The organism is Streptomyces sp. RPA4-2, from assembly GCF_012273515.2.
Taxonomy (GTDB): Bacteria; Actinomycetota; Actinomycetes; order Streptomycetales; family Streptomycetaceae; genus Streptomyces; species Streptomyces kaempferi.
In genome coordinates, this window is sequence record NZ_CP050975.2 from 8032830 (window position 1) to 8051240 (window position 18411).

The window sequence follows — 18411 nt, forward strand, 5'->3', positions numbered from 1 at the left end:
TAATGGAGGTTGGAATGGGTGACCGAATGGGCGACCGCCATGTCTGGACGGCCGCGCCCTCCGTGGCCGAGCGCGCCCGCTCGGTGCTCGCCGCGGCCTGGTCCTGCGCGGTGACCGCCGAGGGCGGCCGGGAGGAACTCCTCGGCGCGCACACCGTCACCCCGGACGGCAGGGTCCTCCTGCACGTGCCGGAGGACAGCGCGCTGCTCGCCACCGCCATCTGCGCGCCCCGCGGCGAGCCGTCGGCCGTCCTGGAGTTCGCGGACGCCGCGCCCGTTCCCGTACGCCGCCGGATCCGCACCCGCCTGTGGATGGCCGGCTGGTTCGTGGTGGGGGAGGCGCATCTGGAGTTCCAGGCCTCGCGCGTCGTGCTGCGTGACGCGTCCGGCGCCGTGGTGGTCGGCCTCGACGACTTCGCCGACGCCGTCCCCGATCCACTGGCGACGGCCGAGGCCGCCCTGCTCACCCACCTCGCCGACGCGCACCCCGACGCCGTCGAACGGCTGACCCGCCTCGTCGAGCCCGAGAGCCTGCACGGCGCGGTCCGCGTCCAGCCGCTCGCCGTCGACCGGCACGGCCTGACGCTGCGCATCGAGCGGGCGCGGGGCGACGGAGACGTGCGCCTGCCCTTCCACGCGCCCGCCGACGACGTGTCCCAGCTCACCGAGCGGATGCATGTGCTGCTCACGCAGGCGAGTTCCACCGCCTGCCCCCGCGCGCTACAGCGGCAGCGCGCAGACGGCGACGGGTGACGCGAACGGCTCGCCCGCGAGCCGGAGGCCGCCGCTCGAGCCGTCCACATGGAAGACGCTGACCGTGCCCGAGCGCTGGTTCGCCGCGAACAGCAGCCGCTCGTCGGGCGAGAAGGCGATCTGGCGCGGGAAGTCGCCGTGGACCGGCACCGTGTCCAGGAGCCTCAGCCGCGCACCGTCCGCCTCGACCGCGTAGCGCGTCAGGCTGTTGGCGCCGCGATTGGCCAGGAAGGCGTACGCGCCGTCCGACGTCACCAGGAACTGCGCGGGGTAGTTGGTGCCGGTCCCGGTCCCCGTGGACTGCGCGTTCCCCAGGGTGAGCCGCCCGCTCGTCCGGTCGTACCCGCAGACCACGACCGTGTTGTCCACCTCGTTGGCGAGATAGGCGAAGCGGCCGCCGGGGTGGAAGGTGAGGTGGCGCGGGCCCGCGCCCGGACGGGTGTGCGCCTGGGAGACCTCGGCGAGAGTGCCCTCGGAGGTGTCCAGGCGGTAGGTGTAGACGGTGTCGGTGCCCAGGTCGACGGCGAGGACATGGCCGGCGTCCGGCCCGGTGAGGAACTGGTGGGCGTGCGGGCCCTGCTGGCCGGGGCCGGGAGCCGGGCGGGTGTGCTTGACGAGAGCGGCGCGCTCGCCGAGCGCGCCCGAGGCGTCGATGGGATGCACGGCCACACTGCCCGAGCCGTAGTTGGCGCTCAGCAGCCAGCGCCCGCTCGGATGCACGGACAGGTGACAGGGGCCCGAGCCGCCCGTGCTGCGGGTGCCGAGCACCTTGTCGCCCGCGAGCCGTACGGCCGTCACCCCGCCCTCGGGCCGCTCGTCGACGGCGTACAGGGTGTGGCCGTCCGGATGCACGGCGAGATACGAGGGGTCGGCGACGCCGGTCACCGTGCCGGTGGACTTGATGGCGCCCGTGGCGGAGTCGTACGTGGCCAGTCCGATCCCCTTCCCGCCGCCGTCGACCGAGGTGTACGTGCCGAGGAACAGGCGACGGGCGGTGGGTGCGGGCGAGCGGCCGGAGGAAGGTGAACCGGCCGGGGAGGGCGGGCCGCCGGTCGGGGGCGAGCCGACGCCGGCGGCGTCCGCGGGTTCGGCGGGGGGTGCCGCCGGCGCGGGCAGTGCCGTCGCCGCGACGGCTCCCGTCAGCGCTCCGACGAACCGGCGCCTGCTCCAGCCGCCGTCCGCGCCACGTGCCGGTTCTGCACCACTGCTCATGCCTGCACCTCGGGTGTCGGTTGCCTCAGCCGTGACACCCACCATGGCGCGCGACACCCGTGCGGTGCAAAGGCGACGCCGGCCGTTGCGCGATACGCAACATGCGCCGGTTCCCGGACACGGTGCGGTTCCTACCAGTCACCGTCCGCAACCGGTTTGCCCGATGCGTCCCCGAGCGGGATCACCTGGTCGGGCGAGGGCGTCTGCCAGGGCTCGTGGTCGGCGCCGAGCCACTCGCCGACGGGCCGCACCGCGCCCAGTGTGTCGGTGGGGGCCACATCCCCGGCGTCCTGGTCGTAGTACTCGAACCAGGGCAGCCCGGCCCGGGTGTAGGCCGCGCGGTCCACGGGTGACGGCGGGGGAGCCTCGCCCGTGACACGCCGCCACTCGGGAGGCGTCACGAGATGGACGAACACACGGCCGGCCGGCTCCCTGGCCCAGGCATCGAGGGGCCGGTCGGCCGGGTAGATCTCCTGGCGCATCGAGCCGCCCACCCCGAGCCCCATGGCCGGCGCGCTTCTCGCACGGCCCGCGGCGGCGGGAGCGGCCATGGGGGTAAGCGCGGCGCCGGGCGCCGGGGGAGGGGCCCCGTAGCCGGACATGAGCGCGGCCGACCGGCTGATCTCGGCCCGGCGGCGCTCCTGCTCACGCCACTTCGCGAGCTCCGCCGCACGGAGGGGGAACGACTGCAGCTGGATGCCGCCCCACACCTCCTCACCGGTCACCTGCCCCTCGACCGTGGCCCCCAGCCCGAGGGGCACGGCCACGAACTGGCGGACCTTCCCCTCGCCGGAATTGATGCCGTCGAGCCAGGGCTGTCGCGGGAGGACCACGTGATTCTGCGGGGTCAGGGCCAGCCGCGGGCTCCACGGCCTGCCCGAGATCGCGCACACCTTGCCCACCCCGACCTGCAACGCGGCCGGTTCCGCCGAGCCCGCGAAGCTCAGCCACATGGCCTCGCGCAGATAGACGGGGAGCATCACACCGCCGCGCGCACGCCACTCGGCGGGCACCGTGTCCGCGTAGTCCTCGACGCGGCGCAGGGGGAACTCTCCGAGGCCGGGCGGCAGGCCGTGCGTACCCGTCTCGGGCAGGCGCAGCGTCCGCATGAAGCGGATCCGCACACCCCCCGGCAGCAGCAGTGAGTTCCCCTCGATCCGTACGGTGCCTTCGGTCATCGGCTCTCCCCCTCGTCCTCGGTGCCGCGCCTGCCCGGCATGGCACGGGCTTCCTACAGAGAACGCCGCGAGGCCGCCGTACGGTTCCGGCTCCGGCGCGGCAGCGGGACGCGCAGGTACTCCCGCAGACGGGTGAGGTGCGGCCGGCGCTCGCGCTGTTCGCGCGCGCCGCGGTCGAGTTCCTCCATCAGCCGCCGTGAGCGGTGCTCCGTGTCGAGCTCGTCCAGGATGCGGTTGACCTCCGTGAGGACGGCGCCGTGCAGCTGCCACTGGCGAGCGTCCCGCTGGACCCCCTCGAGCAGCAACTGGGCCAGTTTGTCGCGGGTCGCCGATGCCGTGGCCAGCTCCGCCGCGAGCCGGGTCTCGGCCGACTCGGCGTTGTGGCTGACGTCCGTGGTCACCAGGACGGCGAAACTCACCACGGCGTCGGCGACTTCGCTCAGCAACTGCTCCAGCACCGCGCCCACCTGCGGTTCGAACAAGGGCTCGGGATCGCGCTCCTTGGCGAGGTCGGTGAGGGTGCGCGCGAGCACCCTCAGCACCACCGTGCAGATCTCCAGCGTGTCGAGTCCCGTGCGCAGCACGATCCGGTGCAGCAGGCCCTCGCGGACACGGGGATTGAGTTTCAGGCTGTCCTCGGCCTGCCGCAGCGCCGCGTCCACCCCGACGATGTCGTGGTCCAGGCGCCGCGCCTCGTGCAGCCGGGCGGTGGCGTGCTCCACGGGGGTACGGCCCGCCGCCTCCTCTCCCATGCGCAGCATCAACTGACGTACGCGCCGTGCCAGGTCCTCGATGGACTGGCCGGCCGCGCCCACCCATACGGGGGGAGCGAAGAGCAGATTGCAGCCGAGCCCGACCACCGCGCCGATCAGCGTCTCCAGGACCCTGGCCCAGGCCGTGTCCCCGACCCGGGTCACGCCGAGGACGAGCATGGCGCTGATCGCCACCTCGGGCACGAACTCGCTGACCCTGACCAGATGGCCTACGGCCAGTGAGGCGAGGATGAGCAGGGCCAGACTCCACCAGGTCAGTCCCACGAGCAGGCTGAAGCCGATGGCGACCATGACGCCGGCCACCACGGAGTTCACCCGGCGGATGCCGGTGGTGAGGGTGGAGTAGAGCGTGACCTGTACGACGAGGAGCGCGGTCAGTGGTGCGGTGAGGGGTGCGGGCTCGGGGCTGAGCCGGACCGCGATCACATACGCGATGCTCGCCGCCGCGGCCGACCGCACCGACTGGACGACCACGGGTTCCTGGTGCCACTTCCGGAACTGTCGTCCCACCACGGCCCACACGCCACGTACGTCTCGCATCCTTGGCCTTTTCCCCTTTCGCCCCTGTACCGAACGTGCCGATTGGGGACCGTAACTGTCCGCAACGAAGCCAAATTTGTCGTCGCCGGGCCCCTTCCCCGTTCTGCCCCGCCGACGCACCGTCCGCCGGTACGCGGGTGTCGGCTGACGCGCCGGCTCGCGGGCCCCGCTCTCACCGGACGGGGACGGCATTCCCCTTCGTCTTCATCGGGTGGCGGCGCGGCCGCGGGACCGGTAGCCGGCCACCTTGGCGAGATTGCCGCAGCGGTCCATGGAGCACCAGCGGCGCCGACGGGCCTGGGAGTCGTCCAGGAAGAGCAGGGAGCAGGTGGGGTTCTCGCACTCCTTGACCCTGCCCAGCAGAGGGCCGCCGATCAGGAGGACGGCGTCCCGGGCCACGGTCGCGAGGGCCGCGGGTCCGGGACGCGCGGCCGTCCAGCGCAGGACCGGGCGCGGCCCGGCGTACGGCTCGGCGAACTGGGGCGCGAGATCGGGCAGGGCCGCCGCCTCGTTCACCCGTGTGACGTCGTCCGGGTCCGGGGCCTCTTCGAGCATCGCGGCGCGTACGAGGCGGTAGACGGCCTCGCGCAGCGTGCGGGCGTGACCGAGATCGGCCTCGCCGATCCGCACCGGCCCGTCGTCCGCTCCCGTGTGCAGGCCCGCCTCGGTGATCCAGCGGGCGAGGGCCGCGGGGTCCGGGAGCCGCTCGAGCGGCGTGGTGTGCCGTTTGCCGAGCGTGGCGACGAAGTTCAGGGCGGGACGTCCTCCGATGAAGGGGAATGCCGTCGCGGGCTCGGGGGCGGGGGCGGAGGCGGAGGCTGCGGGCATGGTCCGAGTCTAACGCCTTGACACCTGTTCATAAGGTGTCGCAGAGTGACACCACTTCAACCGGTGTCACCGTGCACGCCTGTCCGGCGCGGGGTGTCCCGGTGTGTCCGATGTCCCGAGAGAGCAGGTGCGGTATGCGTGCGGTGCGGATCGACGAGTTCGGCGGGCCCGAGGTGCTGGTCCCGGTGGAGGTGCCGGACCCGGTCGCGGGCCCCGGCCAGGTGCTGGTGCGGGTCGCGGCGGCGGGGGTGAACCGGGCGGACGCGCTCGTGCGGGCCGGGGTGTACCACCGGGCCGGCCGTCCGCCGCTGATCCCGGGCGTCGAGGCGTCCGGGGTCGTGCTCGCCGTGGGGGAGGGGGTGACCGGAGTCGGCGCCGGACAACGGGTCATGGCCCTGGACGGGGTGAACGCACCTGGTTTCTACGCCGAGTTGGTCGTCGTACCGGCCGAGCGGGTGACCGTACTCCCGGAGGGTGTCGAGCTGACCCAGGCCGCCACCCTGCCCGTGGCATGGCTGTCCGCCTGGTACTGCCTGCTCCGACTCGCGAAGGTGACCAAGGACGACACCGTCCTGGTGAAGGCCGCCGCGAGCGGGGTGGGCAGTGCGGCGGTGCAGATCGCGGCCGGCGCCGGCGCCCGTGTCATCGCGTCGGCGGGTTCGCCGGAGAAGACCGCCTGGGCCGCCGGGTTCGGTGCGCGCGACATCGTCGACACCTCCGTGCACCCCGACGACGCCGAGGTCGACGAGGTGCTGCGGCTGACCGGGGGGCGCGGGGCGGACATCGTCCTCGACACCGTCGGGGGCCCCGCCTTCGGACGGAGTCTGCGCGAGGTCGGACACGGCGGACGGGTGGTCGCCCTCGCCAACGTGGCCCTGGAGCCGAGCGTCGTCGACACCCGTGACTTCTACCCGAAGAACGCGTCCGTCCTCGGCTTCCAGCTCACCAACCTGCAGATCCACGGCTACGACCCCCGCGCGGACCTGCGGGAACTGGCCGAGCGGGTCGCGGCGGGCCGCTACCGAGTGCCGGTCGAGGCGGTGTTCCCCCTGGAGCGGGCACGCGCCGCGCACGAGCGTCTCGAGCGGAGGGAACACCGCGGCAAGATCGTGCTCGCCGTTCACGACGGGGTGTGACCCACGGAGTCCGCGTGATCCCGGTCGCACGACAAGACCCGAACAGCCACGTCGCCGGCCTCCACCTGGGCTCGACCTCGGGTTGTGCGGCCAGCGGGTGGGCGGAGGTGGCGAAGTACTCCAGGGGGATGTTCTCCGAGGAACGGGGGGCCGGGCCGGTCGAAGTGGCCGAGCGCCAGGGCGGAGCAGCCGTGCGAGGCGGGCGGCGCCGCAGCGGGTTCGCCGGGCGACAGAGCACTGACGCGTACGTCCACCGCTTGGTCCACCAGTGCCAATAGCCCTGCTGCGTACGGGCGTCGGTCGGGCGGGACCGCGCTGACCTTCGCCTCGCGGATCGACGAGGTGGATACCGCCGTGTGCTCGGCCCGCTGCGAGCGGTCGGAGAAACCCGGAGGGCGGAGGGTCGCCTACCAGCCCTTGTGCGAAACTACGCGCGCGCATCCACCACTTCCGGCAGCACACCCCGGACATCAGCGGCGCCCGCACCTGCGACGGGTTCCGACGAAAGAACGACAAGGAGTCACGTGAGACGCCCCCTGCTTCCCGCGGCACTGGCACTGGCCGCACTCGCCCTGCCGGCACTCAGCGGCTGTGACAGCGAGGCCACCACCTCACGCGGGACCACTGACGGCGTCTCGGCCGCTCCTGCTGTCAGGTCGGCGTCGCCTGCCCCGAAATCGGCGTCACCGGACAGGACTTCGCCGGCACCCTCGGCGACGAAGAACGCCCCCGACTACGACCCGAAGGCGAACGCCGCCGCCGACATAGAGACCGCTCTCAGGGTGGCGAGGCAGGACGGCCGTCCGGTGCTCGTCGACTTCGGCGCCGACTGGTGCCTCGACTGCCGTGTCCTGAACGCCCGGTTCAAGGAGTCCGGGCCGTCCGCACTGCTGGCCAAGTACCACGTGGTGAAGGTGGACGTCGGCGATTTCGACCACAACCTCAACGTGGCCGAACGCTACGTCGACCTGCGGACGAGTGGCATACCTGCCCTGACCGTCCTGGACTCCGCGTCCGGTCGGGTCCAAGTGGCGACCAACCGGGGCGAGTTCGCCAACGCACGCACCATGTCGGCCGCGCAGGTCGAGGAGTTCCTGAAGCGATGGCAGTAGTCGTCCGGCTCCGGGCCCGCCGCGTGAAGGCCGGCTGCGCGCTCGTAGCGGCGGCCGGTGCCGCACTCATCGGGTGCGCGGGCGCGGGGGAGAGCGGGACCACGGCGCATGCCGACCCCTTCACGGCCGGCGGCGTGGCCGTCACGGTCCGGACGCAACCCCGCGACGGCACCTTGCGCATCCTCGCGGAACTGAGGCCGGAGCGGACGGGTTTTCACCTCTACAGCCTCAGCCTTCCGAACGGCGGCATCGACGGGATCGGCATACCGACCCGAATCCGTGCCGAAGGCGGCCTGAGGGCCACCGGCCCGGCGACCACTGACGCGAAGCCGCGGGTACTGCGCCCGGCCGGCCTCGACGTCGGGCTGCCGGTCTACGAGGACGGGCTGGTCACCCTCGAACTTCCGGTCCGGCGGGTCGAAGGCACCGACAGCGCCAAGGTGTTCCTCACCTACGGGGCATGCAGCGAGACCGCCGGCTGCCTGCCGCCGGTGCGTGACCAGGAGGTGACCCTGCACCTGGGCTCGGCGGACTGAGACCCCCTGACGCATGTGGGATGGGTTGGCCGGGCGTCTCTGGCAGGGCGATGATCTCCCGCCCACCTGACGCCCCGCTACACACCACCGGGCCGCTGACCAGCCCAGATACCGAACTACGGCTGGAGTACCAAGGCCTCATTTTGCCGGTCAGGACGGCTCCAGTGGGGGCGGACGCTGTGGGCGGCAAAGCGCGGTGTTCCGCCCGTCACGGGCGGAACACCGTCGGTGCGTCTCGGGCTCGGCCTTCGACATGAAGGCCGCGACACTAGATCTTGTAAACCTCGATCCCGGTAACGGCGCCGGGGTTGTCCGCGTAGGTGCCCGGGTTCAGAGTGGCCAGCTTGGTGCCGCTGCCGCAGCCGCTGGTGACGTGCCAGAGCACTACGCGATAGGACGTCTGGTTCGAGACGGACCGGTTGACCCTTTCGAGGGGATAGCAGCCGGGTGTCAGAGAGTTGACGTGCCTCTCACCAGTCCGGTTCGCTCCCGTCCATCCACACGCATATCCCTTCGGACAGGTGTTGGGATCAGCCGCCGCGGCCGGTGTGACGAACGTGCCGCCCAGCAACGCACCGGCCACAGCCACCGTCGTCAGACTCTTCTTGAGCATGCTCATACGAAGTCCCGCTATCCTTGATCGACAAACTTTTGGATCTTAACTCAGAGCACATAGTCGCACGAGCATGTGACGTGACGTCAAATGTCGCATGCCGTAGAGCGCTTGGCGCTCCAGCTGGAGATCGTGATCTCGCTGCCTGACTGTGCGTCAGGAGGGTGGCAGGCGTCAGGGCGTCGTGCCGACCACGTCGTCGCGCGGGCCTTCCTCCGCGGCGAAGCCGTGAAGGTAAAGGTCGCGAAGGACGCCGAGTTCGGCACCGTGGTGAGCGGCTTCGTCCAAGGCGTGGAGGGCCAGCAGCAGGTAGCTCTCGTGACCGTAAACGCCGGCGCGGGAACCCATGGGTCGGAGGAGACGGTCATCGCCGAGGGACTCGACCTGGGTTCGGAATCGGGACCAGTCGGCGGCCATCATCTGGACGCCCTCGGTCGCTGTGCCCGGCCACAGGTGCCGGTCGTCGCCGCTCTGGAGTTGGCCCTCGAAGAAGCGACCGTAGCCGCGCAGGCAGTCAGCCCCGATGTGCCAGATTCGCCAGGCGATCGTCGTGAAGGGCGCCGGGCGGACACCGCCTGTGGGCCGCGGGTCCGCACGGAACGCGCCGTCCGCATCAGCCCGGAGTGTCATGCATGAGGCGACGGGCTCCCAGAGGTATTCGGCGTCGGTGAGGCCGTCAAGGCGAGCGAAGGTTCTGGAACGTACGTCGTCAAAGGTTTCGAGCAGGTCGCGGGTGACGGGGCCGGACGAGGTCATTGGCTGCTCCAGGTTCGCCGACAGGCGGCCACCGTCGGTCATCGACATGTGAAGACAAATGATCATTCGGTGGCCACGGGTCACAGAGTAGACCCCGCCCGCCGGCAGGAGACATTCGATGTCCTGATGGGCCGGATCGCGGGCCGGTTCACCCGGGTTGAACCCCGCTGCCGGATACGGCGGTTGGTGCTCAGCCTGCTCTCGGACCTGCCCCGGAAGAACTGCTGGACGATCGCCGAGTGGGCCGGAGAGGCGACTCCGGACGGGATGCGGAACCTGGTGAACCGCGCCACGTGGGACGACGACGCCGTCAACGCCGAGCGAGCGGGGTGCCGGTCTCGGATGATCGCGGTCGGTGCCGCGCACCGGTCGTGTTGTCGGTGGCCTCGTCTATTTTCGTGGGTAGCCAAGGTGACGTGCGTTCTGCGGAGGGTCAGCCGATGTTGCGGGAGAACGAAGAAGCGGCGTGGGCTGCCAGGGTCCAGCAGCTTGTGGACGCCGGTGATGTGACGGACCTGGATCGGAGCCTGTATCGCCTGAGTGCTGACATCGACGGCGACTGGACCTTCGACGGCGGCCGACTGATCGGCCTGCTGCGCGTCATGCCCGCCCCTACCCGGGTCCTGCTGCTGCGACGGATGACCGAGGGGCTGGAGGAGACGGCCGTGCACGACCCGGGGCGCTGCCGGGGCCTCGCGTCGCTGATCGTTCTGGTGGCACACGGCCTGCCCGTCGACCAACTGGCCGCTTGGCGCGAGCCTCTGATGGCCATGGCGGCCGGAGAGATGACCCTGTGGGAGGGCTGGCGACTGACCTGCCTGGTCGAGGTGGAGCAGGCGGCGGGGCGAGATGTGCCCGATCCGGTGGTCGCCACCGTCCGCAGGACCGCGTTGACCTCCGAGACGCCTGGTGAATTGCGCGCCCTCGCCGCGACGATCGTGGAGCCTGTGCTGAACCCCGGCGAACCGTGGGCCGAGCAGGTGATCACGCATCTGACCGGGGCCGAACCCGCGTGGCATGCGTTGGTCGCCCATGCGCTGACCGCCGCCGGCTCCCGCCCCACCGGCAAGTGGCAACGCCTTGGACGCGGACTGTTGGCGGACGTGGGACCTGATCGTGCCCGCGAGGCGATGGCGTCCTGGGTCGCCCGGGCAGGTGAGCCCCGTACCGTGCCGGTGAACTCCCAGTACGGCACCGGTATCGCCGAACTTGAGCTCGACCCGTTCAACGCGCGTGCGCTGCAGGGTTTCGCGGCACTCCTGGCGCTCACTCCGGCGCATCCGCGGTCCGCGGCCGCCTTGGGCGAACTGGTGGAAGCGGCCCTGATACGCCTCCCCGGCATCGGTTGGCGATCACCCAAGACGGCCAGTGCCGCCGTGCAGGCGCTGACCCAACTCGGGCACGAGGACGCCTACGCCGAACTCGGCCGTCTGGCCGGCACCGTGAAGTACCGGCCCACCCTCAAGCTCATCCTCGCGGCCCTCGCTCGCCGGACTGCTCACAGGCCGTTGCCGTAGCGATCAAGGATCTTGCGGATCGAACGGGACTTCCGATCGGGCGATCGCGGGCAGCGGGGGCAGCGAAGCCGTCACCCGGGCGAAGGAGCGTCGGACAGGCCCTGGCTGGATTCCGGCGGCCGGGTGCGGAGGCCGTCGGCGACGAGGTCGAGGATCCGCGCGGCCCGTTCCTGGCTGCCGGCCCCCGGGGGGATCCGCCACAACACGCTGAGCTGGAGGAGTACGTCCTCCGGGTCGGTCCCCGGCTTCAGCGTGCCCGCGGCGGCGCCCGCGTCGAGCAGGGCGGTGATCGCGCCGAGGAAGGGCCCGTAGTGCTCGTCGTCGAGGCCGCCGTTGGTCGCCGCGTGGATGACCTCGGCCACGCCGTACTTGAGCTGGCCGTAACGGGCCACCTCCTCGAACCAGCCGCGCAGAGCCACCAGCGGCGGGAGCGAACCGGCCAGGGTGTGGGCGAGGTCGATGAGCTTCTGGATCTCCTGGTGGTAGAGCTCGACGACGAGTGCTTCCCGGGTCGGGAAGTGCCGGTACAGGGTTCCGACGCCCACCCCGGCCTGCTTGGCGATGGACGTCATGGAGGCGCTGGTGGAGGCCGAGAACGCCTCGGTGGCGGCGGCCAGGATGCGCGCCCGGTTGCTGCGGGCGTCGGAACGTGTCGGTTTCGGTGGCAGCGAGTTCACGGGTGTCGGTGGTCCGTTCAGTGCGGATTGCGAAACGGAAGGGCTTCCGGTACGTTCGAAGCCGTAACGGAGGGGCTTCCGTTTCATTTTCCCACACCCACCTGACGAAGCGGAGAACAGCCATGGCCGAAGTGGTTCTGGTGACCGGTGGCAGCGGCTACATCGCGGGCTGGTGCATCGCCGAGCTTCTGCGCGCCGGCTACGAAGTGCGCACCACCGTGCGGGACGAGGGGAAGAGGAAGGCCGTCGTCGACGCCGTGTCGACCGTCGTCGACCCCGCGGGCCGGCTGGGCTTCGCCGTCGCGGACCTCACGGCGGACGACGGCTGGGACGCCGCGGTCAAGGGCGTCGACCGTGTGCTGCACGTCGCCTCCCCGCTCGGCGGTGCCGACCCCGGCAACCCGGACGCGATCATCGCCCCGGCCCGCGACGGCGCGCTGCGGGTGCTGCGCGCCGCGACCGGTGCCGGGGTCAGGCGCGTCGTGATGACCTCGGCGGCGAACGCCGCGAGCCCGTCGTCCTACGCGACGGAAGGCGTGACCGACGAGACGCTGTGGACCGACCCCGACGACCCCACGCTGATCCCCTACCGCCGCTCGAAGACGCTCGCCGAGCGGGCGGCGTGGGACTTCATGGACAGCCACCCGGGCCCCACCGAACTGACCACCGTGCTCCCCGGCGCCGTGTTCGGCCCCATCCTCACGACGGGCAACATCGGTTCCGTCGGCATCGTCGGACGGATGATCTCCGGCGCCATGTCCGGCATCCCACGGATCGGACTGGAGATCGTGGACGTCCGTGATCTCGTGGACATCCACATCCGGGCGATGACGTCGCCGGACGCCGCGGGCCAACGCTTCCTCGCCACCGGCGAGTTCACCTGGATGTCGGAGATGGCCCGCATTCTGCGCGACGGCCTCGGTGCCGACGGCCGCCGGGTCCCCACCCGGCAGGTCCCGGACTTCGTGGTCCGGATCGCGGCCCGGTTCCGGGACCCGTCGCTGCGCGAGATCACCCCGGCCCTCGGCCGCCGCAACCGCCACAGCACGGAGAAGGCCTGGCGGGTTCTCGGCTGGCAGCCACGGCCCGCCCGCGAGACCGTACTGGACTGCGCCCGAAGCCTCATCGAGCACCGCGCCGTCGAGAACATTTGAGCGTAGGGGCCGGGCCGGCGGCCCGGCGGAGGCGAGGACGCCCGTGGTGCCGCGTGGGCGCGATTCCCGCCGCGATTCCGGTGCCGGGGTCGCCGACGAGCGGCAGTCCGCGTTCCGAGGCCGGCGTGCGGACCCGGTTCATCTCGCCCTACCGTGCTCCTGACCGGATCCGGGGGCCGGTCCCTCGTCGGTGAGACGGTCGTAGATCCAGCCGCATGCCCGGGTCTCCTCGGCGAACCGTTCGAAGACCTCTCGCCGTCCCCGCTCGTGGACGCCCACCACCCATTCCCCGTCACGTTCCTCGAGGAAGTAACGGTCCGCCGCACGATGGTCGCCGGGGCAGTCCGGGATCTCGTAGTACGCGGAGGGGACCCCGGCCGCCCGCAGTGCCTGGCACAGCTCGAACCGGTCCATGGCGTCCGTCCTTCATCAGGGCCGAAGCCGGGCCCGGAGACGACCGGGCCCGGCTTCGGCGGGATCCTGCGCGGTTGCGGCAGAGGGGGGCTACTTGCTGACCCGCACCAGGGTGCCGTTGCGCACCAGGTCCCCGACCGTGGTACGCGGGATGTCGGGACAGAACTGGCTCGACGTCACGTACTGGACGCCGAGGCCCGGCTGCTCGAACCCGGGGGCGGTCTTCCCCGCGCACACCGTCACGTTCTTGGCCACCTTGTACACGTGGTAGTCGTACGGGTAGCGCGGGTCCATGGTGTTCAGGCTCGACGGCGGGATCGTCCGCTTCCCGTACTTGGTGCCCACCGGGGCGAGGAACCGTCCCGCCTCGGCGCCGAACCGGTCCAGCTTCAGGCCCACGCGGAGCACGAGGGGAGCCGCGAGCACCTTCTGGTTCCTGTGCGTGTATCCGTCGTCCGGCGGGTAACGCCAGTCGCCCTGGCCCGAGTCGGCGGCGGGGTCCCACCACCGGTCCAGGAACCGCACGGCGGTGAGGCCGCCGAGCCGGTCGTACCTGTGGAGGATGCTCCCCAGCACTCCGTGCGTCGGCAGCCACTTGGGGCCGAGCCGCCAGTCACCGCAGAAGAAGTACGGGCGCAACGCCGGCGCGATGGGAGCGGGCACGAGCCCCCTGCACACCCACGGCCTGACGAGCCCGCCGAGTACGGCCGTCGGCTGTGCGGACGAGCCCGCCGCTGCCGGAACCGGTTGGACGGGCCAGGCGTGCGCGGCAGCACCCCGACGGGCGCCGTCCCTGTCCGCGGGTGCCGCGGACGACGAGACGGAGGCGCCCAGAACCAGGGAGCCGGTCAGGCCTCCCACCGCCGCCAGGCTCGCACACCAATGTGACGATCTCACCAAACCTCCTGCGGGAACGTGTGTCCGGAGCACGCCGCCGCGCGCCCTGGAAAGGCGTCGTGGGGCGACCGGAATGTCGGCACATACACAAGTCAAAGGGATCCGACCGAGCGAGCGGACGTGCCGAAACGCGTCCGAACGGGTCCGGGGCTTCATCCCGTTGCTTCAACCACGCGGAGCCGTACGGCCCTACGGACCGGCGTGGCAGCGGGAAGTCCGGACCCGCGCCACGTCGGCCGGGCGGACGTGCGGACGTGCGGACGGAGGCGGAACTAAGGGGCCCGGGGTCCGTTCCCCGCACCGCGCCTCAGGGAGCGGGGGCGGTGGGCGGCCACACTCCCGGCGCCAGCACGCCGAGCGCGTAGGCACGGGCGACCAGCTCCGTACGGTTGGCCGCTCCCCAGCGCTCGGACAGGCGCCGCAGGTGATAGTTGACACCGTCCACGGTCAGGCCGGTCTCCCGGGCGGCCCGCGCGGTGGTCGCGCCTGCGGCCAGCAGTTCCAGCACATGCGCCTCGGCCGTGGAGGCCCACGGCTCGGGCATCCGCTGCGCGCCGCGGCACTCGCCGAGCACCCGCACCGTCACCAGCAGCGCGGTGCTCGCCTCCGCGGAGTCGCTCACCGGGTCCGCGGTCAGCTCACCGGCGCGCCGCGTGCCGTCGGCCGCGTCCCAGCACACCGCCACCGGATAGCGCGAGCGATGGCGCAACCGCAGCGCCTGCGCGATCCGCTCGATCTGCAGGGGCTCCTGCGGGCGGAAGAGTTCCAGCACGTCGCGTCCCCGCAGACCGCTCGGCGTCGGACCCCACTCCGTCGCCATCGCGGGATTGGCCAGGACGATCGCCCCGTACACGTCGCAGACCGCGACCGGCATCGGGATGCGGTCGAACAGCGTCATCGCCCGGTTGCGCCACACCACCGCGTCCATCCGCACCTCCTGGCATCCCGGACCGTCCGTGGCAAGCACCTCACGGCCCCGGTGACTACACAATCATGTAGTGATCAGGTGCGGTCACGCCGGGTGCCGGGACCAAGCTGGACGGGCAGGACCTCCGTACCGCGAAAGGCAGTTGTCGCGCCCATGCCCCCCACCGCGCCGCACCCGCAAGCCACAGACCCGCAGCCCGCGGATTCCCTCCCCGGCGTACCGGTCGTCGACATCACCGACACCGGGCCCGGCCGCACTCCGCTCCAGCAGGTGATGCGGCTGATGCGCCATCACGGCCCCGTACTCGTACGGCGGTTGCACGGCCGGGACGCGCTGTTCGTGAGCGACCTGGACCTGGTCACCGACCTGGCCGACGAGACACGCTTCAGCAAGGCTGTCGGACCCGCGCTGGAGAACGTCCGGGAGTTCGCCGCCGACGGCCTGTTCACCGCCTACAACGACGAGCCGAACTGGGCCAAGGCGCACGACATCCTGATGCCCGCGTTCGCGCTCGGCTCGATGCGCACCTATCACCCCGTGATGCTGCGCGTGGCACGCCGACTGATCGAGTCCTGGGACCGCGGAGCCCGCGACGGACAGCACGTGAACGTCCCCGACGACATGACCCGGATGACGCTCGACACCATCGGACTGGCCGGATTCGGCTACGACTTCGGCTCCTTCCGGCGCAGCGAACCGCACCCCTTCGTGGAATCCATGGTCCGCTGTCTGGAGTGGAGCATGAACCGGCTGAGCAGAACACCCGGCAGTGACCACGCGGCGGCGGACGCGGCCTTCCGCACGGACGCGGACCACCTCGCGCGGGTCGTCGACGACGTGATCGCCGCCCGGGTCGCCGCCGGCCGGGGCGCGGCCGCGCGCGACCGGGCCGACGATCTCCTCGGGCTCATGCTCACCGCCGAGCACCCCGCCGACGGCACCACGCTCGACACCGCCAACATCCGCAACCAGGTGATCACCTTCCTGATCGCCGGCCACGAGACCACCTCCGGCGCCATGTCGTTCGCGCTCCACTACCTGACCAAGCACCCGGCCGTGCTCCACCTCGTGCGACGCGAGGTCGACGCGCTCTGGGGCGACACGGCGGACCCCGATCCGACGTTCGACGAGATCGGACGCCTCACCCGCACCCGGCAGGTCCTCAACGAGGCGCTGCGGCTGTGGCCGACCGCCGCCGCCTTCAGCCGGCACGCGCGCGAGGACACGCTGCTCGGCGGCCGTATCCCGCTGCGCGCCGGTCAGCCGGTCACCGTGTTCGCGCCGATGCTGCACCGGCAGCCGGTGTGGGGCGACAATCCCGAGCTGTTCGACCCCGACCGGTTCACGGCAGAGGCGGAGGCCGCGCGCTCACCGCACGCCTTCAAGCCGTTCGGAACCGGTGAACGCGCCTGCATCGGGCGGCAGTTCGCGCTGCACGAGGCGACCATGCTCCTCGCCATGCTCGTCCACCGTTACCGGTTGCACGACCACGCCGACTACACGCTGACGGTCAAGGAGACCCTCACCCTCAAACCCGACGGCTTCACCCTCGCCCTCACCTCGCGCACCGCCGCCGACCGCGTGCACCCGCCGCTGCCCGGCGTTCTCCCGACTCCCGAACGGACCCCGGCCGACGCCCGCTCCCGGCCCGTCCGGGTACGCCCCGGCACCCGCGTTCTCTTCCTGCACGGCAGCAACTACGGCACCTGCCGCGAGTTCGCCGCCTCGCTCGCCGAGGAGGCCGCCACGATCGGCTGCGGCACGGAGGTGGCACCGCTGGACGCGTACGCCGACGGGCTGCCCACCGACCGGCCCGTCGTCGTCACCGCCGCGTCCTACAACGGCCGGCCGACCGACGACGCCACCGCCTTCGAGGCCTGGCTCCAGGCGGACCCGCAGGCCGCCGGAGTGACGTACGCCGTCCTCGGCGTCGGCGACCGCAACTGGGCCGCCACCTACCAGCACGTCCCCGCACGCATCGACGAACGCCTCGCGGAACGCGGCGGCATCCGGCTCCTGGAGCGCACGGCGGCCGACGCGTCGGGCGACCTCGTCGGCACGGTCCGCGCCTTCACGGCCCGGCTGCGCGCCGCCCTCCTGGAGCGGCACGGCGACCCGCACGCCACCCCCGCCACGGACACGGTGGAGCCCACGGCGGCGTACGAGGTCCGGGCGCTGACCGGCGGCCCGCTGGACGCCCTCGCCGCGCGCCACGGCCTGGTCCCCATGACCGTCACGGAGGCGTACGACCTGACCGCGCCCGGCCATCCGCGCACCAAGCGATTCGTCCGCCTGGCCCTGCCGGAAGGCGCCGCCTATCGCACCGGCGACCACCTCACGGTGCTCCCCGTCAACGACCCGGTCCTCGTCGCACGCACCGCCACCGCCCTCGGCCTCGACCTGGACACGCTCCTCGACATCCGGGCCGCTCGCACCCGCCGCGACGGTCCGGTGGTGGACCGGCCTGTGACGGTACGTCACCTCCTGACCCACCAGGTCGAGTTGCTGGAGCGTCCGACCGCCCGCCAGCTGTCCGCCCTCGCCGCCGCCAACCCGTGCCCGCCGGAACGCGCTGCCCTCACGGCCTCGGCCACCGGCTCGGGGACACCGGCGGACGATCCCCGGACCCTGATCGAGGTGATCGAGGCGCACCCGGCCCTGCGCGGCGCGCTGGACTGGCCGACGCTCCTCGATCTCCTCACCCCGCTGCGCCCCCGCTCCTACTCGGTCTCCTCCTCGCCGGTCACGGATCCGGCCCATGCCGACCTGATGGTCTCCCTGTTGGAGGCGCCGGCGCGTTCGGGCGAGGGCATGTACACAGGAGTCGGCTCCGGCTACCTGCACACCGTCAAGCCGGGCGAGACCGTGCTCGCCCGCGTCCAGCCGTGCCGGGAGGCCTTCCGGATCGACGGCTCGGCCCCGGCCGTCATGATCGCGGCGGGCACCGGACTCGCCCCGTTCCGGGCGGCCGTCGCCGACCGCCTCGCCCGGCTGACCGCGGGCGACCGACTTCCGCCCGCGCTCTGTTACTTCGGCTGCGACGCCCCGGACGCCGACTTCCTGCACGCCCGGGAGCTCCGGTCCGCGGAGGCCGCCGGAGCCGTCTCCCTGCGCCCGGCCTTCAGCGCGGCCCCGGTCGAGGGCGTCGGCTTCGTGCAGCACCGGATCGCCGCCGAGGCGGACGAGGTGTGGGACCTGCTGGAGTCCGGCGCCCGGGTGTACGTGTGCGGCGACGGCTCGCGCATGGCACCCGGCGTGCGGAGCGCCTTCCGCGCCCTGCACGCGGACCGGGCCCCCGGCGAGGATTCGGAACGCTGGCTCGACGACCTGATCGCCGGCGGGCGTTACGTCGAGGACGTGTACACGGCCGGATAGACGCTCCGGCCGG

17 protein-coding genes and 1 pseudogene are annotated in these 18411 nt (G+C 72.1%); 8 read left to right on the forward strand and 10 right to left on the reverse strand.

The genetic code is table 11. The features are described 5' to 3' along the window. The first annotated feature begins 26 nt into the window (after nt 1-26). On the forward strand, nt 27-752 hold the full coding sequence (locus tag HEP85_RS35065) for a DUF2470 domain-containing protein (RefSeq protein ID WP_168534353.1): 726 nt from the start codon (nt 27-29) through the stop codon (nt 750-752). Here HEP85_RS35065 and HEP85_RS35070 read toward each other — a convergent pair. The 4 genes from HEP85_RS35070 to HEP85_RS35085 all read right to left on the reverse strand — a co-directional run bounded on the left by HEP85_RS35070 (nt 720) and on the right by HEP85_RS35085 (nt 5283). Beyond that, a complete protein-coding gene (locus HEP85_RS35070; RefSeq protein WP_168531533.1) occupies nt 720-1964 on the reverse strand; it encodes a lactonase family protein in 1245 nt (414 codons plus the stop codon). The two genes, HEP85_RS35065 and HEP85_RS35070, sit on opposite strands and share 33 nt — an antisense overlap. 131 nt (nt 1965-2095) lie before the next feature. Continuing rightward, nucleotides 2096-3142, reverse strand: coding sequence for a hypothetical protein (locus tag HEP85_RS35075; protein WP_369657979.1), 1047 nt, complete (start codon nt 3140-3142; stop codon nt 2096-2098). A gap of 53 nt (nt 3143-3195) precedes the next feature. Then, nucleotides 3196-4455 carry an aromatic acid exporter family protein gene (locus tag HEP85_RS35080; RefSeq protein ID WP_168531534.1) on the reverse strand — a complete coding sequence of 420 codons (1260 nt, stop codon included), beginning with the start codon at nt 4453-4455 and terminating at the stop codon, nt 3196-3198. Between the two features lie 204 nt (nt 4456-4659). Beyond that, entirely contained in the window at nt 4660-5283 is a 624-nt protein-coding gene (locus HEP85_RS35085) for an ABATE domain-containing protein (RefSeq protein WP_168531535.1), read from the reverse strand. A 134-nt stretch (nt 5284-5417) separates the two neighbouring features. Here HEP85_RS35085 and HEP85_RS35090 point away from each other — a divergent pair, with 134 nt between their 5' ends. From HEP85_RS35090 to HEP85_RS35100, 3 genes are all read left to right on the forward strand, one after another. Beyond that, a complete protein-coding gene (locus HEP85_RS35090; protein ID WP_329528160.1) occupies nt 5418-6419 on the forward strand; it encodes a zinc-binding dehydrogenase in 1002 nt (333 codons plus the stop codon). A 524-nt stretch (nt 6420-6943) separates the two neighbouring features. Then, nucleotides 6944-7531: a thioredoxin family protein gene (locus HEP85_RS35095; protein WP_211118116.1), complete on the forward strand. Its 588-nt coding sequence runs from the start codon at nt 6944-6946 to the stop codon at nt 7529-7531. Then, complete coding sequence (locus tag HEP85_RS35100) at nt 7522-8067, forward strand: hypothetical protein (RefSeq protein ID WP_168531537.1); 546 nt, start codon at nt 7522-7524, stop codon at nt 8065-8067. The genes HEP85_RS35095 and HEP85_RS35100 overlap by 10 nt, the downstream gene beginning before the upstream one ends. A 268-nt stretch (nt 8068-8335) precedes the next feature. On the opposite strand, the gene HEP85_RS35105 is transcribed toward HEP85_RS35100, so the two are convergent. Beyond that, complete coding sequence (locus HEP85_RS35105; RefSeq protein WP_168531538.1) at nt 8336-8686, reverse strand: peptidase inhibitor family I36 protein; 351 nt, start codon at nt 8684-8686, stop codon at nt 8336-8338. Nucleotides 8687-8854: 168 nt separating this feature from the next. Then, nucleotides 8855-9484 carry a DinB family protein gene (locus HEP85_RS35110; protein WP_248002199.1) on the reverse strand — a complete coding sequence of 210 codons (630 nt, stop codon included), beginning with the start codon at nt 9482-9484 and terminating at the stop codon, nt 8855-8857. 21 nt (nt 9485-9505) lie between these two features. Here HEP85_RS35110 and HEP85_RS35115 point away from each other — a divergent pair. Together HEP85_RS35115 and HEP85_RS35120 are read left to right on the forward strand one after the other, a co-directional pair. Further along, nucleotides 9506-9748 (forward strand): annotated as a pseudogene (locus HEP85_RS35115) (IS701 family transposase); the annotation flags it as partial. Between the two features lie 59 nt (nt 9749-9807). Next, the gene (locus tag HEP85_RS35120; protein WP_168524961.1) at nt 9808-10953 is read left to right on the forward strand and encodes a hypothetical protein; all 1146 of its coding nucleotides are present in this window, start codon (nt 9808-9810) and stop codon (nt 10951-10953) included. 71 nt (nt 10954-11024) lie between these two features. On the opposite strand, the gene HEP85_RS35125 is transcribed toward HEP85_RS35120, so the two are convergent. Beyond that, nucleotides 11025-11630, reverse strand: coding sequence for a TetR/AcrR family transcriptional regulator (locus HEP85_RS35125; RefSeq protein ID WP_329292433.1), 606 nt, complete (start codon nt 11628-11630; stop codon nt 11025-11027). Nucleotides 11631-11752: 122 nt separating this feature from the next. Here HEP85_RS35125 and HEP85_RS35130 point away from each other — a divergent pair, with 122 nt between their 5' ends. Next, nucleotides 11753-12784 carry an NAD-dependent epimerase/dehydratase family protein gene (locus HEP85_RS35130; protein ID WP_168531540.1) on the forward strand — a complete coding sequence of 344 codons (1032 nt, stop codon included), beginning with the start codon at nt 11753-11755 and terminating at the stop codon, nt 12782-12784. A gap of 138 nt (nt 12785-12922) precedes the next feature. Here HEP85_RS35130 and HEP85_RS35135 read toward each other — a convergent pair whose 3' ends face one another. The 3 genes from HEP85_RS35135 to HEP85_RS35145 form a co-directional block, all read right to left on the reverse strand. Continuing rightward, nucleotides 12923-13198, reverse strand: a complete 276-nt coding sequence (locus HEP85_RS35135; RefSeq protein WP_168531541.1) for a hypothetical protein — start codon at nt 13196-13198, stop codon at nt 12923-12925. A gap of 90 nt (nt 13199-13288) precedes the next feature. After that, entirely contained in the window at nt 13289-14059 is a 771-nt protein-coding gene (locus HEP85_RS35140; RefSeq protein WP_168531542.1) for a TNT domain-containing protein, read from the reverse strand. A 343-nt stretch (nt 14060-14402) separates the two neighbouring features. Then, nucleotides 14403-15023 carry a PAS domain S-box protein gene (locus HEP85_RS35145; protein ID WP_168531543.1) on the reverse strand — a complete coding sequence of 207 codons (621 nt, stop codon included), beginning with the start codon at nt 15021-15023 and terminating at the stop codon, nt 14403-14405. 153 nt (nt 15024-15176) lie between these two features. On the opposite strand from HEP85_RS35145, the gene HEP85_RS35150 reads away from it, so the two are divergent. Then, on the forward strand, nt 15177-18398 hold the full coding sequence (locus tag HEP85_RS35150) for a cytochrome P450 (protein WP_369657980.1): 3222 nt from the start codon (nt 15177-15179) through the stop codon (nt 18396-18398). Nucleotides 18399-18411: the final 13 nt, after the last annotated feature.

Coding starts and splice junctions, on each gene's coding strand:
- HEP85_RS35065 (WP_168534353.1), top strand. CDS start 27: ATGGGCGACCGCCATGTCTGGACGGCCGCGCCCTCCGTGGCCGAGCGC.
- HEP85_RS35070 (WP_168531533.1), bottom strand. CDS start 1,964: ATGAGCAGTGGTGCAGAACCGGCACGTGGCGCGGACGGCGGCTGGAGC.
- HEP85_RS35075 (WP_369657979.1), bottom strand. CDS start 3,142: ATGACCGAAGGCACCGTACGGATCGAGGGGAACTCACTGCTGCTGCCG.
- HEP85_RS35080 (WP_168531534.1), bottom strand. CDS start 4,455: ATGCGAGACGTACGTGGCGTGTGGGCCGTGGTGGGACGACAGTTCCGG.
- HEP85_RS35085 (WP_168531535.1), bottom strand. CDS start 5,283: ATGCCCGCAGCCTCCGCCTCCGCCCCCGCCCCCGAGCCCGCGACGGCA.
- HEP85_RS35090 (WP_329528160.1), top strand. CDS start 5,418: ATGCGTGCGGTGCGGATCGACGAGTTCGGCGGGCCCGAGGTGCTGGTC.
- HEP85_RS35100 (WP_168531537.1), top strand. CDS start 7,522: ATGGCAGTAGTCGTCCGGCTCCGGGCCCGCCGCGTGAAGGCCGGCTGC.
- HEP85_RS35105 (WP_168531538.1), bottom strand. CDS start 8,686: ATGAGCATGCTCAAGAAGAGTCTGACGACGGTGGCTGTGGCCGGTGCG.
- HEP85_RS35110 (WP_248002199.1), bottom strand. CDS start 9,484: ATGTCGATGACCGACGGTGGCCGCCTGTCGGCGAACCTGGAGCAGCCA.
- HEP85_RS35130 (WP_168531540.1), top strand. CDS start 11,753: ATGGCCGAAGTGGTTCTGGTGACCGGTGGCAGCGGCTACATCGCGGGC.
- HEP85_RS35135 (WP_168531541.1), bottom strand. CDS start 13,198: ATGGACCGGTTCGAGCTGTGCCAGGCACTGCGGGCGGCCGGGGTCCCC.
- HEP85_RS35145 (WP_168531543.1), bottom strand. CDS start 15,023: ATGGACGCGGTGGTGTGGCGCAACCGGGCGATGACGCTGTTCGACCGC.
- HEP85_RS35150 (WP_369657980.1), top strand. CDS start 15,177: ATGCCCCCCACCGCGCCGCACCCGCAAGCCACAGACCCGCAGCCCGCG.